This window comes from Nodosilinea sp. LEGE 07298 (assembly GCF_015207265.1).
Taxonomy (GTDB): domain Bacteria; phylum Cyanobacteriota; class Cyanobacteriia; order Phormidesmidales; family Phormidesmidaceae; genus Nodosilinea.
This window is the reverse complement of the sequence record NZ_JADEXE010000025.1, coordinates 26,465-40,092: the sequence shown is the minus strand read 5'-3', so window position 1 is coordinate 40,092 and position 13,628 is coordinate 26,465. Positions and strand designations below refer to the sequence as shown.

Annotated in this window: 13 protein-coding genes; 7 read left to right on the top strand and 6 right to left on the bottom strand. The window is 55.2% G+C overall.

The window, feature by feature from the left end:
* The coding region (locus IQ273_RS05695) for an AMIN domain-containing protein (protein WP_194022204.1) at positions 1 to 874 on the bottom strand (874 nt) is incomplete at its 3' end.
* Positions 875 to 1,173: 299 nt separating this feature from the next.
* Between IQ273_RS05695 and IQ273_RS05690 the strand changes: the two genes are divergently transcribed.
* From IQ273_RS05690 to IQ273_RS05680, 3 genes are all read left to right on the top strand, one after another.
* Positions 1,174 to 1,965, top strand: coding sequence for a tetratricopeptide repeat protein (locus IQ273_RS05690; RefSeq protein ID WP_194022203.1), 792 nt, complete (start codon positions 1,174 to 1,176; stop codon positions 1,963 to 1,965).
* An 83-nt stretch (positions 1,966 to 2,048) separates the two neighbouring features.
* A complete protein-coding gene (locus IQ273_RS05685; RefSeq protein WP_194022202.1) occupies positions 2,049 to 2,453 on the top strand; it encodes a metalloregulator ArsR/SmtB family transcription factor in 405 nt (134 codons plus the stop codon).
* Positions 2,454 to 2,545: 92 nt separating this feature from the next.
* Positions 2,546 to 2,929: a DUF302 domain-containing protein gene (locus IQ273_RS05680; RefSeq protein WP_194022201.1), complete on the top strand. Its 384-nt coding sequence runs from the start codon at positions 2,546 to 2,548 to the stop codon at positions 2,927 to 2,929.
* A gap of 94 nt (positions 2,930 to 3,023) precedes the next feature.
* On the opposite strand, the gene IQ273_RS05675 is transcribed toward IQ273_RS05680, so the two are convergent.
* Both IQ273_RS05675 and IQ273_RS05670 read right to left on the bottom strand, forming a co-directional pair.
* Positions 3,024 to 3,923 carry a cation diffusion facilitator family transporter gene (locus IQ273_RS05675; protein WP_194022200.1) on the bottom strand — a complete coding sequence of 300 codons (900 nt, stop codon included), beginning with the start codon at positions 3,921 to 3,923 and terminating at the stop codon, positions 3,024 to 3,026.
* A 171-nt stretch (positions 3,924 to 4,094) separates the two neighbouring features.
* Complete coding sequence (locus IQ273_RS05670; protein ID WP_194022199.1) at positions 4,095 to 5,207, bottom strand: precorrin-8X methylmutase; 1,113 nt, start codon at positions 5,205 to 5,207, stop codon at positions 4,095 to 4,097.
* An 82-nt stretch (positions 5,208 to 5,289) separates the two neighbouring features.
* Between IQ273_RS05670 and IQ273_RS05665 the strand changes: the two genes are divergently transcribed.
* Complete coding sequence (locus IQ273_RS05665) at positions 5,290 to 7,245, top strand: heavy metal translocating P-type ATPase (RefSeq protein WP_194022198.1); 1,956 nt, start codon at positions 5,290 to 5,292, stop codon at positions 7,243 to 7,245.
* Between the two features lie 86 nt (positions 7,246 to 7,331).
* Positions 7,332 to 8,036 (top strand): cytochrome b/b6 domain-containing protein, encoded by a 705-nt coding sequence (locus IQ273_RS05660; protein WP_194022197.1) that lies wholly within the window; start codon positions 7,332 to 7,334, stop codon positions 8,034 to 8,036.
* 134 nt (positions 8,037 to 8,170) lie between these two features.
* Here IQ273_RS05660 and IQ273_RS05655 read toward each other — a convergent pair whose 3' ends face one another.
* The 3 genes from IQ273_RS05655 to IQ273_RS05645 form a co-directional block, all read right to left on the bottom strand.
* A complete protein-coding gene (locus IQ273_RS05655) occupies positions 8,171 to 9,007 on the bottom strand; it encodes a CPBP family intramembrane glutamic endopeptidase (protein ID WP_194022196.1) in 837 nt (278 codons plus the stop codon).
* Positions 9,008 to 9,022: 15 nt separating this feature from the next.
* The gene (locus IQ273_RS05650) at positions 9,023 to 9,583 is read right to left on the bottom strand and encodes a M23 family metallopeptidase (RefSeq protein WP_194022195.1); all 561 of its coding nucleotides are present in this window, start codon (positions 9,581 to 9,583) and stop codon (positions 9,023 to 9,025) included.
* Between the two features lie 175 nt (positions 9,584 to 9,758).
* Positions 9,759 to 10,406, bottom strand: coding sequence for a class I SAM-dependent methyltransferase (locus IQ273_RS05645; protein WP_194022194.1), 648 nt, complete (start codon positions 10,404 to 10,406; stop codon positions 9,759 to 9,761).
* A 210-nt stretch (positions 10,407 to 10,616) separates the two neighbouring features.
* Between IQ273_RS05645 and IQ273_RS05640 the strand changes: the two genes are divergently transcribed.
* Both IQ273_RS05640 and IQ273_RS05635 read left to right on the top strand, forming a co-directional pair.
* On the top strand, positions 10,617 to 12,614 hold the full coding sequence (locus tag IQ273_RS05640; RefSeq protein ID WP_194022193.1) for a heavy metal translocating P-type ATPase: 1,998 nt from the start codon (positions 10,617 to 10,619) through the stop codon (positions 12,612 to 12,614).
* A 351-nt stretch (positions 12,615 to 12,965) separates the two neighbouring features.
* Entirely contained in the window at positions 12,966 to 13,628 is a 663-nt protein-coding gene (locus tag IQ273_RS05635) for a hypothetical protein (protein ID WP_194022192.1), read from the top strand.

Sequence of the window (13,628 nt, the reverse complement as noted above, 5' to 3'; positions counted from 1 at the left end):
CCACTGGAGCCTGTGGCGGCGGTTGTACGGCAATGGGAGGCGACGCCGCAGCGTGTGCCTGAGCTGTTGCCACGACTGGGCTGGCCGGAACGGCGGCGATATCAATTCCCCTGGGCGGCAAAATTACAATGCCGCTGCCGTTGCTGACCGAGGCTTGCCAGTCGGTGCTGTTGACGGGCACCGTTAGAGTAATTTGCAGGGTCGGTACCGCCGCACTTACCGGCTGAATATCCCAGGCAGTGACCCCAAACCTATTGTTGGGCAGGGTTTGACCAGTGAGGGCGGCGGCCACGGTGGCATTTTCGAGCTGAAGCATCACCTGGGTATCACTGACTCGCTCCACGGTCAGGTTAGGGCTTGCCCCAGAGGTGCGGATGAAAAAGCCATCGGGGGTAGCGCGTACGCCTTCAACCTGGGTGGCGGCTCCAGCGATCGGGGTGGCATTGACCCGATTGGTGCTGGCGCTGGGCGCTGTTCCAGCCTGCGGCGGGGGCAGTTGTATCACCCACTGCTGGGGCGTTTCTCCCCGTACCACGACCTGGTCTGGGTTAAGGGTATAGCCAGGGGCTAGCTCAATGACCAACCGGGTGGTTTGGGCATCGAACTGCCCAATGCGAACGGATTGAACAGCGCCACCAACGGCCTGGTTAATCGTCCGCTGCTCTAGGGTTGTGCCAGGCAAATCCACCACAATGCGGGTGGGGTTAAACAAAAGCTGCGCCTTGGGCTGCACGGCGGCATCGGTCGAAAACTCTAGCCGGTTTTGCTGAGGGTCAAAGCGCCAAGTCCTAAACTGAGCGGCTTCGACTGGAAGCGCCAGCAGTAACCCACCTACCATGCCGATTAGGCTCACCAGAGGTCGGTATTTTTTCATGCAGCATCTCACAGTGCGCTGGGTCGGCCTTTGATCTTGCCTGATTTTACGGCATCAAGATCGCTCCTTTCATCTTGTTTCAGAGAAAATCTCATCCTCAAAACGGTCGCTACACTGTAGGGGGGTAGGCTTTACCCCAAGCGTGAAGGCTCACCTCAGAAACGCCACAGTCTAGGATTCATGGGGTTAGCTCAGCGTGTAAAGCGTCACAAGGCACCGGTTTGGAGTTGTGCCTGGGGCTTACGGTACAGGCTCGCGGTTACGACCCATAGCTCAGTCATGCAGTTAGGAGAAAACCCATGCAGATGCAACGAATGGTAGCGGTAGCTTTAGGAATGGCCGTCGTTGTCGCCTCTGGGAATATGGCAGCGGGGATGCAGCCTGCCCAAGCGGTGGAGCAAGCTGCCGCCAGCCTCCTAACCCAAGGCCGACAGCAGGCAGAGCAGGGGCAGCTAGAGGCGGCGATCGCCACCTACAGTCAGGCCATTCAAGCCGATGCCACCAGTGCCGAGGCCTATTTCCATCGCGGCATTGCTTACCACGACCTGGGCGATTATCAGCTTGCCATCGCCGATTTTTCCACGGCGCTTCAGCTTCGCCCCGACCATCCAGAAACCCTGTACAACCGGGGAGAGGCCCACGCTCACATGACCAATGCCGAGGCGGCGATCGCCGATTTAACCCAGGCTATCGAGCTAGCCCCTGAGGTTGTCCAGCCCTATTTAGATCGCGGTCTTGTCTTTGCGGCCACTGGCAGTTTACCCCAGGCCCTCAGCGACCTAGACACTGCGATTGCCCTGGCCCCTGACAGTGCCGATGCCCATTACAACCGAGGCAAAATTTATACCGAGCTGGGCAACGCCGAAGCCGCCCTGTCAGACTTCAATACCGCGCTCCGTATCAATCCTGAGCTGGCTGAAGCCTACGGCAATCGCGGTATTTTGCAGTACCAGCTCGGCGACTCTCAAGCCGCTATGGACGATTTGCGCCAGGCGGCGGCGCTGTTTCAGGCCCAGGGCGATCGCCAAGGCTATCAGCAAACTTTGTACTTCATGCAGCAGGTGCAGCAGGGAAGCGAGCAAACCCCGTAAGGTCAACGCCCTCAATCCACTGAACAGATGTTCAGTGGTAACGATTCTCAGTATCATAGAGAAAAAGCCAGGAAACCTAATCGATGGCTAATTCTCGCTCTACAGAGAACTCTACAATTCAAGCCGTTGATGCCCCTAGTTGTGACGTCAGTTGTGACGAGTCGCTGGTGCATTTAGACAACGTTCGCCAGGTTCAGCCCGAGGTGCTCAGCACCGAGAAAGCCCAGCGGATGGCAGAATTTTTTAGCGCCCTCTCTGACCCCCACCGGCTCAAGCTACTGTCGGCCCTAGCACAGCAAGAACTCTGTGTGTGCGATCTGGCTGCTGCGGTGAAGATGGGTGAATCAGCGGTGTCGCACCAGCTGCGGGTGCTGCGATCGCAGCGTCTAGTCACCTACCGTCGCCAAGGCCGCAACGTCTACTATGGCCTCGCTGACGATCACATCATGTCCCTTTACCGGGAAGTGGCCGAACACCTGGATGAGTGACTTAATCCCTCTTTTGAAGGTTATCGAGTCACGGTTACTTCACTACGATCTATAGACTAAAGAGGTTCACCCTCACCCCCAGACAAATATTTATGTACTACATAGTCGAAACGGCAAAGCCCTTTGAACAGGCCGCCATCGATCTTGAATTGTCCGTTAAGCGTTACGGCTTTGGCGTTCTCCATATTCACGATCTTGGGGCAACGCTGCGCGGTAAAGGCCTTAAGTTTGAAGAGCAATGTAAGGTGTTTGAGGTTTGTAATCCGCAGCAGGCAGCAGCTGTCATGGCAACGGATATGCGCCTGAACATGGCATTACCCTGTCGGATCTCGGTCTTTACCGAAAAAGGTACAACGAAGATTGGCTTGATCAAGCCTGCTCAAATGCTTGCAGCCCTGTCTCAGGATCCGGAATTAACTCGAATTGCTGAAGAGGTTGAAGAAAAAACTATTCAGATGGTTGATGAAGCAAAATAAATGAAAGCCCTCTTCCACAGTTGTTTGAATGCGGCAGAGAGGTGATGAAAACAGTTTTAGGCAGGCTAGCGAGGCCGATAAAACCTTAAGCAGGCTAACGTTCCAGGGCTTGGTCTGCCCACGACACAGGGTCTTCTAAAGGCTCCAAATGGGTAAACACAAATGTGCCGGGTAGCGATCGGGCGATCGCCAGCTCAATGGCTTCACAGAGGTCATGTCCCTGCTTAACTGTCCAACTACCGGGCACTAACACATGTAGCGAGACAAACCGCCGGGCAACCGCCACCCGAGTTCTTAACGCGTGAAATTGAATTCCCTCAGCCTCAAAAGGCTCCAACGCATCGGCAATAGTTTGACGCTCCTCAGCCGGTAAGGCCGTATCTAACAGGCCCATCCCCGTTTCGCGCAGCAATCTTAGCCCTGCCCAAACAATATTGGCCGCGACAACTAAGGCAATAATCGGGTCAAGAATTATCCAACCCGTAATGGGAATTAGAATTACCCCCACTCCTACCCCCACCGATGTCCAGACATCCGTTAGAAGATGGTGGGCATCGGCCCGCAGGGTAATGGAGCGCAACCGCCGACTGGCCCGTAGCATAACGAAAGCCAGAGCCCCGTTGATCGCCGTTGCCACAAAGGACAGGGCCAACCCAATGCCCACCTGCTCTAGGGGTTGGGGGTCAAACAGACGACCCCAGGCCGCAAAAGCAATGCTGCCCGCCGCTACCAAAATCAACACACTTTCGGCACCGCTAGAAAAATATTCCGCCTTGAAATGCCCAAAGGCATGCTCGTCATCCGGCGGTTTAGCGGCAAACGTTACGGCCCAAGTTGCGACGATGGCAGCCACCAGGTTCACCACCGATTCGGCAGCATCAGACAGTAATCCCACCGAGCCTGTCAATAGGTAGGCCGTTGTTTTCAGCAAAATCGTTAAAACAGCGGCTCCAATCGAGAGCAGCGTGTAAAACCGAGCCGAGCGGTTTCCCATGGTAAGTCTTGCAATACAGCAGAAAAGCCAAGCCCTACTGCGTAAGCCTACAGCAGTTAAACGCGTTTACGCAGGAGTAGCGATAAGGGTCTGTCCTAATCTGTTGTAGACGCTCCAATCATGAGTACTTAAACTAAACAAAGTATCGTTGCTTGGGGCGATCGATAGCTTTTAGGGCCGAGTCAGATAGCAGTGGCAATCTGGCTTCTCAAGCAGTGTTTCGACTAAGGCGTTCAAGGTCACGGCAGCCAATAGCCCGCCGCCAAGGCTCCCCTGAATCGTAATGTAAGGAATGGATGTTGCCATCAGTCGCCGCTTGGCAGCAGGGGCGTGATTAAAGCCAATGGGCATACCAATCACCAGAGCGGGTTGAAAACGCTGTTGCTCTATTAACTGACAGACGGTGAGCAGCACTGAAGGGGCATAACCAATGACCAGCACACTACCCGGTGAACAGTGATGTAATGGTTGTTGCCACCGTTTGTGGAGCCAAAAAGCCTGTTCAGCCTCGTTGGCAGCGGTAATGTGAGGATCGTCAATCAAGGTTGTGATCGGACAGCCCAAAGCAGCTAGCCGAGTTTGATCAATCGCCGTGGCGACAACAGGCACATCAGTGATGATTTCACACCCGCTGCTGAGAGCAGTGCGTGCAGCTGCGATCGCAGCTGCACTGATTCGCATGAGGTCAACTAAGCTCACATCGCCGCAGGCCAGCACCAGTTGTTGGATCAGATGCTGGGTAATTTCAGAGTAGTGCGAGAGGTTGGGCAGCAAGCGCTGAAGCGATTCTTGAAAGGCTTCAGGGTGGGCGGTGGTTTCGGCATCAAGGCTGGCCCAGAGCTGATCGATCTGGATTAGACCCGCCTGGGTGTCTACATCGAGCTGCTTGAGCTGGGCCAGAGCTTGAGCCTGGGTGCGTTGACAATCTAGATCGCGCCCCAGCAGCCCCTCCAAAGCCGAAGCAGTATGGCGCAGGCGGGCAATCTGCTGCATCACAGCCTGATACTGCTGCTGTAGCTGGGTCATTAGGCTTGCGTCTGCGGTTGCTTCAGAGTCACTCTCTAGAATTTGCCCAATGTGAGAGAGCTGAAAGCCCTGCTGTTTAAGCGCTACCACTCGCTGTAAGCGCTGTATATCCCGCTGGGTGTAGAGTCGGTAGTTGCTCTCTGAGCGGGGAACGGGAGGCAGCAACCCCAGGGTGTGATAGTGCCGCACCATGCGGGGGGTAACGCCGCCGCCTACCGCATCAGTGAGTTCTTTAATGGTCAGAAATTCGGTCGTCATAGGCTTAGCTTACGCTAAACCTTGACATTGACACTAATGTCAAGGTTTAGCCTGACAGAGTAAAGATTTCTCAGGTTGGCTCATGGTGTCTACTGCCCCGTTGAATGCTCTGTCGAAGTCTCGATTCGGCGACCTGTGCAAAGGTTTGTTCAACGAGCACCCCGAGGCGGTGGCGGCGATCGCCTGCGCGGTTTTAGTCGGGTTGGGCTGGCAAACCCTAGCCCTAGACTGGGTGGGTGGTGCCCTGCTGTTTCTAACGGCGGCCTATGTCATTGGTGGATTTGAGAGCGCCCGTGAGGGCTTGACAACGCTGGTGCAGGAAAAAGAGCTAGACGTAGACCTGCTGATGATTATCGCCGCCCTAGGAGCCGCCAGCCTGGGCTTGTGGCAGCGGGAGTACAACCTGATTGTCGATGGTGCTGTCCTAATTCTGATTTTTGCCATTAGTGGTGCCCTAGAAGGCTATGCCATGGGACGAACAGAGCGAAATATTCAAGGGTTAATGAGCCTCACCGCTGACACCGCAACGGTGATCCGCCAGGGGCAAGAGCAGGTCATGCCGGTCTCAGCGTTACAAGTCGGCGATCAGGTTTTGGTCAAGCCGGGGGAGCTGGTGCCCACCGATGGGGTCGTGACCGAAGGCTTCAGCACGGTGAACCAGGCGTCGATTACGGGAGAATCTATTCCTGTCGAGAAGACTGTGGGCGACGAGGTCTTAGCGGGCACCCTCAACGGCTACGGTGCGCTGCGCCTAACACTCCACCAGCCGCCGGAAAGCAGCTTAATTCAACGGGTGATTCGCCTGGTGCAGCAGGCCCAATTCGAAGCGCCTCCCTCCCAAAAATTTATGGAGCGGTTTGAGCGCCGCTACGCCCAAGTGATTGTGACGTTGGGCGTTTTGCTAGCCACGCTGCCACCTCTGTTGTTGGGCTGGGGATGGGAGGAAACCATCTACCGCGCCCTGGTGTTTTTGGTCGTGGCTTCCCCCTGTGCACTGATGGCCTCAATTATGCCGACACTGCTCTCAGGTATTGCCAACGGGGCTCGGCAGGGCATTTTATTCAAAAACGGGGCTCAGCTGGAGCAGATGGGCCAAGTCAGAGCGATCGCCTTTGACAAAACCGGCACCCTCACGACCGGACAGCTCGACGTGGTGAATGTGCTGGCTGACGATCCGGATGAGCTACTCACCGTGGCCGCCGCCCTGGAGAGCCTGTCGGAACATCCCATTGGTGCGGCGATTGTGCAAGCGGCACAGCGCCGAGCCCTGACTTGGCAAGCGGCGGCCAACGGGCAGGCTCAGGTAGGTCAGGGCATCACAGGGGAGGTGGCTGAGCAGTCTGCGGTGGTAGGTAAAGCAGCCTTTGTTAGTGGCCAGGTTCAAGCTCGTGGACAGGCCGTTTCCCCGCATCTAGCGAAGCAAAGCCAGCAGTGGGAGGCAGAGGGCAAAACAGTGGTCTGGGTAGCCCACGGCGGCACAATGCTGGGCTTGATTGCGGTGGCCGACCGAGCGCGTCCGGAGGCGGCAAGGGCGATCGCCCGCCTCAAGCACCTGGGCATTGAGCAAGTGGTGATGCTAACGGGTGATAATGCCCGCACGGCTCACGGTATGGCCCAACAGCTGGGGATAGATCAGGTGCATGCTGATTTAATGCCTGAAGATAAGGTCACGATTCTACGGCAATTGCAGCAGCAGTATGGCAGCGTGGCGATGGTCGGCGATGGCATTAACGATGCCCCCGCCCTGGCTCTGGCCACAGTCGGCATTGCCATGGGCGCTGCGGGCAGCGATGTGGCCCTAGAAACCGCCGATATTGTGCTCATGGCCGATCGCCTGGAAAAACTAGAACAGGCTATTAGCCTAGGGCGGCGGGCACGGGCGGTCGTGCGACAAAACATCGCTTTTGCCCTTGGGCTGATTGGGATACTGATTATTGGTACATTGAGCGGGCATATTACCTTGCCAATGGGCGTGTTGGGACATGAAGGCTCTACTGTTATCGTCACCCTCAGTGGTTTGCGCCTGTTGAGAAATTAAGCAAGTAAGCTAGCTTCAGGAGCTAGCAAGGTGATATCTCATCACTGGATAGTCAGTTTACATGCTTACCTAGACATAAATTGTGTATGAAAGCAACACAACCCTATCAACCACTTCTCCTGCGCATTTTGCATGGCTTGACAGGGCTATTTTTGATAGCTGCAATTTTGACCGCTTTTTGGACTTATGACACCTACGATGGACGCTGGGGAAAGGTTCCCTTGCCCAGCTTTAAAGATATTGAAGGGATTCATGGCACCTTTGGATTGTGGACATTACTCATTTTTCCAGTATTTGTGGTTTACGCCTTTCATCGCGGTCAGCGGCGACTGGTGCAGTCTGGTTCTCTAACCAAATTGGCCCAGGTTGGCAAACCTATTTGGTGGTACACCCTCAATCGGTTAACCAATACCCTGGCCCTTTTAGCCCTAACCTTTGCACTCTTCAGTGGCAAAATGATGGATGAAACCTGGCTACCCAAGGGTGAACTCCAACATGGTTGGTATTATGCTCATCTAATTTCATGGGTGATTATGGTAGGTGCGATCGCCCTCCACCTGTTGATGAATGCCAAAGTGGGTGGCTCACCATTGCTACTATCTATGCTCAATTGGCAAATTCGCGACCAAGATAGTCCTGCTTTTTGGTCTGCCCATGCTTCCCGATGGTGGTCAGAGTTTCGCCAAGAATCTTGGTCAGGCTGGTTTCAAAATGTGTCTGGGCTGATACTTTTAGAAGCCATGATTCTGTTCAGCATTTTTTCCGCGTGGCTTATCCCACTCTTTAAATAAATTTAGCGCGCAGTTTTTCCGATACCTCAGAGATCTGAACTAGCTGATAAGTAAACAGACTTAATTAAGCATCACCCCGAATCACTGAAGGTATTGGCATGTCGTTCCCGATGCGTTGATTAAATTAGGATGACCTACGTATCTCGCCACCGAGAAGCGCCTGGGATATACCTAATACCGGCGCTAATCACGGCAAGAAACAAGACTCCCATTGCTCCAGCTATTGGATTTTGGTTGAGACCCGTCACCCATTCCGGTACTCGCCCGGTGTAGATCGCCAAATCGCCCACATCGATCAGGTAATAGCCTGCTACCAGCCCTCCGTGCAGCCCAATGGCCAACCCTAGGCGTCCGGCAGTGCGCTGACGTGCCCAGCCCAGGGTCAGCCCCAGCAGCAATAGGCCCGGAAAGCTGGGCAGCTCCTTCACAATCGCCTCCCAGGGTTTGATAAAGTGCAGCGCCGCGTAGATCGTGCCGCTGGCCCACAGTGCCGGGGTAAAGCCCCAGTCGTAGCGCAGTTCATCCAGCAGCCAACCGCGAAAGAGCAGCTCTTCGGCCAGACCAACACCCAGGCCCACCAGCAATCCCTCCAGGGCAATTCGTCCTAGGTTTAGCGGTGCCGGTTGCCAGGTGAGCCAACCCAACCAGCCCTCCAGGGTAAACAGCAGACCCAGGCTCACCAGACCCACGACTACCCCAATCGCCAGCTCTCGTCCATGGTGGGCCGATGCTCTCAGACCGTGGGTGCGTAACGGTTGTGCCTGCCCATGCACGCGACGACCCCACGGCACCAGCCAAACCATAAACAAGACGTAGAGTAAGACTAAGGGAATAACGCTAGGGGAGCCATCGGTGCCCAGCCAGGCGTAGAGAGGTAGGGCAATCGGCACCCAAACCAGCGCTAGCAACAGCAGAAAGCAGAAAATCCTCACCGGGGCAGGATAGCGAACTAGCTTATGCAGTTGAATCATGCCAAAGGTGCCAGTTTAACCCGCTCGCTGAGCCAGATACATCTCTCTTAGCACTAACGCAGGGTCAACCCAGTTGCCGTCGTATTTCAGCATCCAGTGGAGGTGTGGCCCGGTGGTGCGGCCTGTCATGCCGACACGGCCCAGTCGCGCCCCAGTGGGCACGTCTTGCCCCTGCTCATAGCGAATGCCCCCCTCTGGATCAACCAAATAGCGCTTGCCGTTTGAGACTTCGACCCGACCGCTCATGTGACAGTAGCGGTGCTCCCACTGGCCTGACCGAATGACTGCAGAGGTGCCACAGGTGGTGTGGTCAGACACCTCGATCACCTGGCCGCCCCACCAGTTGCGCACAAAGCTGCCCTGGGGCGCGGCCAAGTCTAGCCCGTAGTGAAACTGAGATCCGCCGCCGCCAGTGGGAGAGGTTCTATAGCCAAAGGCAGAGGTGTAAGCTTGAAAATTTTCGACCGGAAAGGATGCCTGCTGCCAAAATTCAACCGTGTCTTGAGCGAGGGCGGGAGCCGATGAACCAGGCCAGTGCAGGGTGAGAAAGAACCCCAGTCCCAGACAAAATGCCATCCGTAAAAACCTCGCCCGAAGCCAGAGATGACCAAGTTTGCTCAATGCTGTCACGACACATCTCCTCTACACAGGTGCAGTCAACGGCCTATTTATCGCCCAATTATGCATCAAGATTAGTCGGTGTCTAGATCCTCGACAGTCTGACTTTCGATGCCTTGATTTTTTAGGCAGACTAAAGTTTCTGTACTGAGGAATCGCTCAGAGCCGTTACCGCCATCAGGCCCCAAATCACGTCAAATCGCACTCGCTGAGCCCGCGATAGACGAAATCCGGCATTTTCTAAAAGGCTGTGCAGTTCGGCTTCGGTATAGCATTGCTGGTGGGCCGGGTCTAATTTTTGAAGCCCCCAGTCACACAGTCTGCAAAAACAAAAGTCTCTGCACCAATCTAAAATTACCAGCTTTCCGTCTGGCTTGAGTACGCGCTTCATCTCAGCTAAAGCAGCTTGTGGATCCGGAAAATAGTGAAAAGCATTGGCAGAAACCACAACATCGAACCCCTGATCTGGAAACGGTAAATCCGAGGCTGATGCCTTTTCAAAGGCGATGTTTGGATAGCGTTCGAGTTTCTTCTTGGCTTGACCCAACATTTGCTCAGATATATCGATGCCTGTGATGATTTGAGTTGGGTTGTCTTGTAAAAGCAAGCGCTCTAGCTCCCCTGTGCCACAGGCAATATCTAACACTGCCGCCGTCGCCGCAATCTCAGCCCATCCCTTGAAGAAGTTCAACGTATTCGTGACATATCGCTTCCAGCGCCGATCGTAGACATTGGCAAGCTGGTCGTACTGGTCTGTAACCGTTGACTCAATAGAACTCATTGGGGGCGACACAGTAGGTCTTGTGGAAGACATAACTCTAGTCAATTTTAACGACTGCTGGGTCAAGGCCAGACGTCGCAAGCCTTTCCCAAAGTTTTTAGCGCCTCGGCTTAGGGCAAGCCTTTTACAAAAAGTATGACAGCCTACAATCCACACTGTATCATCTGAATAGTCCTTCATGTGTTCAGCAAGCGATCGCCAGGTATCCCTATGGCAGACTCTCACTCTCGGTCTTGTTGCGATAGTCACGAGACAACGATTGATCCACCACCCAAGATTCAGGCGGGTAGTCATAATGACTGCTGCGGGTCTGACCACGGCCACAGCCATGATTCAGCAGAGTTTAACCTGCGGAAAGAGATGACCCCGATCGTGATCGCCGCCATTCTCTTCCTCATCGGCCTGATTTTCAACGAGGCGCTGCACAACACACCCTTCGCCATTGCCGAGTACGCGGTGCTGATTCCGGCTTATCTAATCAGCGGCTGGACTGTGCTGACCACAGCGGGGCGTAACATTTTGCGGGGGCGCATCTTTGACGAAAACTTTTTGATGACGATCGCAACTCTGGGGGCGATCGCCATCCACGAAATCCCCGAAGCCGTTGCCGTGATGCTGTTCTTTCAGGTGGGGGAACTGTTTCAGGGCTACTCGGTAGGGCGATCACGCCGCTCTATCAAAGCTCTGATAGAGATCCGGCCCGACACCGCCAACCTCAGCGTCAACGGTGACATCCGCGCCGTTGCCCCCGAGACCGTTAAGGTTGGCGATGTGATTGTGGTGCGTCCCGGTGAAAAGGTGCCCCTAGATGGCGACATTCTAGAGGGCAAATCCCTAGTCGATACCTCTGCCCTAACAGGCGAATCGGTGCCTCGCACCGTCGCCTCTGGCGAAAAAGTGCTGGCCGGGATGATCAACCAGTCTGGGATGCTTACCGTGCAGGTGAGCAAACCCTTTGGCGAGTCGTCGATCGCCAGAATTTTAGAACTGGTCGAAAACGCCAGCAGCAAAAAAGCCGACACCGAAAAATTCATCACCCGCTTTGCGCGGTATTACACCCCGGTGGTGGTGTTTCTGTCCCTGGCGGTGGCGATTTTGCCGCCCTTGTTCATTGAGGGGGCAACCCAGGCCCAGTGGACCTATCGCGCCTTGGTGCTGCTGGTGATCTCCTGCCCCTGCGGGTTAGTGATTAGCATTCCCCTCGGCTACTTTGGCGGGGTGGGTGGTGCCGCCAAACGCGGCATTTTGGTCAAAGGTTCAACCTATTTGGATACCCTGGCCCAGGTGAAAACGGTTGTCTTCGACAAAACTGGCACCCTCACCCAGGGCGACTTTCGCGTGACGAATGTGGTGACCCACAACGGTTTGAAGAAGCATCAACTGCTAGAGCTAGCGGCCCAGGTCGAGTCGCAGTCTAACCATCCGGTGGCGCAGTCGATTCGTCAAGCCTACGGTCAGACCATTGATACCTCCGGCGTGCAAGACTACGAAGAAATTGCTGGGCACGGCATTCGCGCCACGGTGAACGGTCGTGCTGTCTTGGCGGGCAATGATCGGCTACTGCACCGCGAAGCCATTCCCCACGATGTCTGTGTAGTAGACGGCACGGTGGCTCACCTGGCCGTGGATGGCGAATACAGCGGACGTATCATCATTGCCGATGAGCTGAAAGATGACGCGGTCGAAGCTATCCGGGCGCTGCATGCCCAGGGCATTGCCACTGCCATGCTAACTGGCGATAGCCAGTCGGTGGCCGACAGCATCGCCAAAGAGCTGGGCCTCGACCAGTATCGAGCCGAGCTGCTGCCCGAAGACAAAGTAGAGGCATTAGAGGGGTTTCTACATCAAGCCAAGCAAATCAACGGCAAAGTTGCTTTTGTCGGCGACGGCATTAACGATGCCCCAGTCATTGCTAGGGCCGATGTGGGCATCGCCATGGGCGGGCTGGGCTCTGATGCAGCGATCGAAACCGCTGACGTGGTGATCATGACCGACGCACCCTCAAAGGTAGCCGAAGCCATTCAAATCGCCCACAAAACCCGGCGGGTTGTCTGGCAAAACATCATTTTTGCCATGGTGGCCAAGGCTGTTTTTATTGTGCTGGGCACGTTGGGCATTGCGACGCTTTGGGAGGCCGTGTTTGCCGATGTGGGCGTGGCTCTGCTCGCTATCTTAAATGCGGGTCGAATTATTCGGAACCCTCAATAACGGGTTGCGATGATCATTCTCCGGAGAATTGCAGCGCTCCCCCGTTACCAGCACCCACCGTGGTGGTGTCCGCCGTGATGGTTGACTATCACAGTACCAGCGATGTCTGAGTAGTCAACCGCAGCAGGATTAACCTGCCCCCACGCAACAGCTGGTACAGAGAGCGCGATCGCAGCGGCGACAACTGCACTAACCATAGAAGTCCTAGAAGTCCGTGTCATGACGTCCTCCTTGTATGTTGAGTATTTATACTCTGATCCTAGCGCTCAGATGGGGGCAAAACCCTCATCTGAGCAATTCGTCATAGGATGTCACCCTAGTTCATGTTCTGACCGAGACAAATCTCTAGTCATGTCAGCCCCCCTTCAAATCGTGCTGGGCACCTTGACCCTGAGCCTGATTCATGCCCTAATTCCGGGGCACTGGCTGCCGTTAGTGACGGTGGGCAAGGCCGAAGGATGGTCGCGGCAAGAAACCCTGTGGGTCACAGCCCTGGCTGGTTCTGCCCACACCGCCAGCACTCTCTTGATTGGGGTGGCCGTAGGGCTATTGGGCTACCAGTTCGCTTACAACTACGAGATCGTGACGCACTTGGTTGCTCCGGCTGCGTTAATTGGGCTGGGCTTGGTTTACCTCAGTAAGCCGCTGCGTCAACGCTTATCTCTAGGTCGCTCTCAGGGCGATTCTCACTCTGTTGAGGTCACCGTTAGCCGCTCTGGTCGTAGTAAAGCAACGACGGTCATGGCCCTTGCCGTCGCCATGTTTTTCTCGCCGTGCCTGGAAATCAGCGCTTTTTACCTATCTGCAGGGGCGCTGGGATGGCTTGGCATTGCCCTGGTCTCTGGGGTGTACCCCGTTGTTACCGTACTGGGCATGGTGTTGGTTGTGAACTGGGGCTGGCAGAGCGCCAAGCCTTTCTCTGCCGCTATCTCTACCGGGAATCTCAGCGGTTATGCCCTAACAGGCCTGATCCTCATAGTGCTGGGTTTTTTGACGTTGTTTATTGATATGTAG

What these genes read in the sequence shown, in the direction of transcription:
- IQ273_RS05650 (WP_194022195.1), bottom strand. Translation starts at nt 9,583, where the DNA reads ATGGCATTTTGTCTGGGACTGGGGTTCTTTCTCACCCTGCACTGGCCT.
- IQ273_RS05635 (WP_194022192.1), top strand. Translation starts at nt 12,966, where the DNA reads ATGTCAGCCCCCCTTCAAATCGTGCTGGGCACCTTGACCCTGAGCCTG.
- IQ273_RS05685 (WP_194022202.1), top strand. Translation starts at nt 2,049, where the DNA reads ATGGCTAATTCTCGCTCTACAGAGAACTCTACAATTCAAGCCGTTGAT.
- IQ273_RS05680 (WP_194022201.1), top strand. Translation starts at nt 2,546, where the DNA reads ATGTACTACATAGTCGAAACGGCAAAGCCCTTTGAACAGGCCGCCATC.
- IQ273_RS05655 (WP_194022196.1), bottom strand. Translation starts at nt 9,007, where the DNA reads ATGATTCAACTGCATAAGCTAGTTCGCTATCCTGCCCCGGTGAGGATT.
- IQ273_RS05640 (WP_194022193.1), top strand. Translation starts at nt 10,617, where the DNA reads ATGGCAGACTCTCACTCTCGGTCTTGTTGCGATAGTCACGAGACAACG.
- IQ273_RS05645 (WP_194022194.1), bottom strand. Translation starts at nt 10,406, where the DNA reads ATGAGTTCTATTGAGTCAACGGTTACAGACCAGTACGACCAGCTTGCC.
- IQ273_RS05660 (WP_194022197.1), top strand. Translation starts at nt 7,332, where the DNA reads ATGAAAGCAACACAACCCTATCAACCACTTCTCCTGCGCATTTTGCAT.
- IQ273_RS05665 (WP_194022198.1), top strand. Translation starts at nt 5,290, where the DNA reads ATGGTGTCTACTGCCCCGTTGAATGCTCTGTCGAAGTCTCGATTCGGC.
- IQ273_RS05690 (WP_194022203.1), top strand. Translation starts at nt 1,174, where the DNA reads ATGCAGATGCAACGAATGGTAGCGGTAGCTTTAGGAATGGCCGTCGTT.
- IQ273_RS05670 (WP_194022199.1), bottom strand. Translation starts at nt 5,207, where the DNA reads ATGACGACCGAATTTCTGACCATTAAAGAACTCACTGATGCGGTAGGC.
- IQ273_RS05675 (WP_194022200.1), bottom strand. Translation starts at nt 3,923, where the DNA reads ATGGGAAACCGCTCGGCTCGGTTTTACACGCTGCTCTCGATTGGAGCC.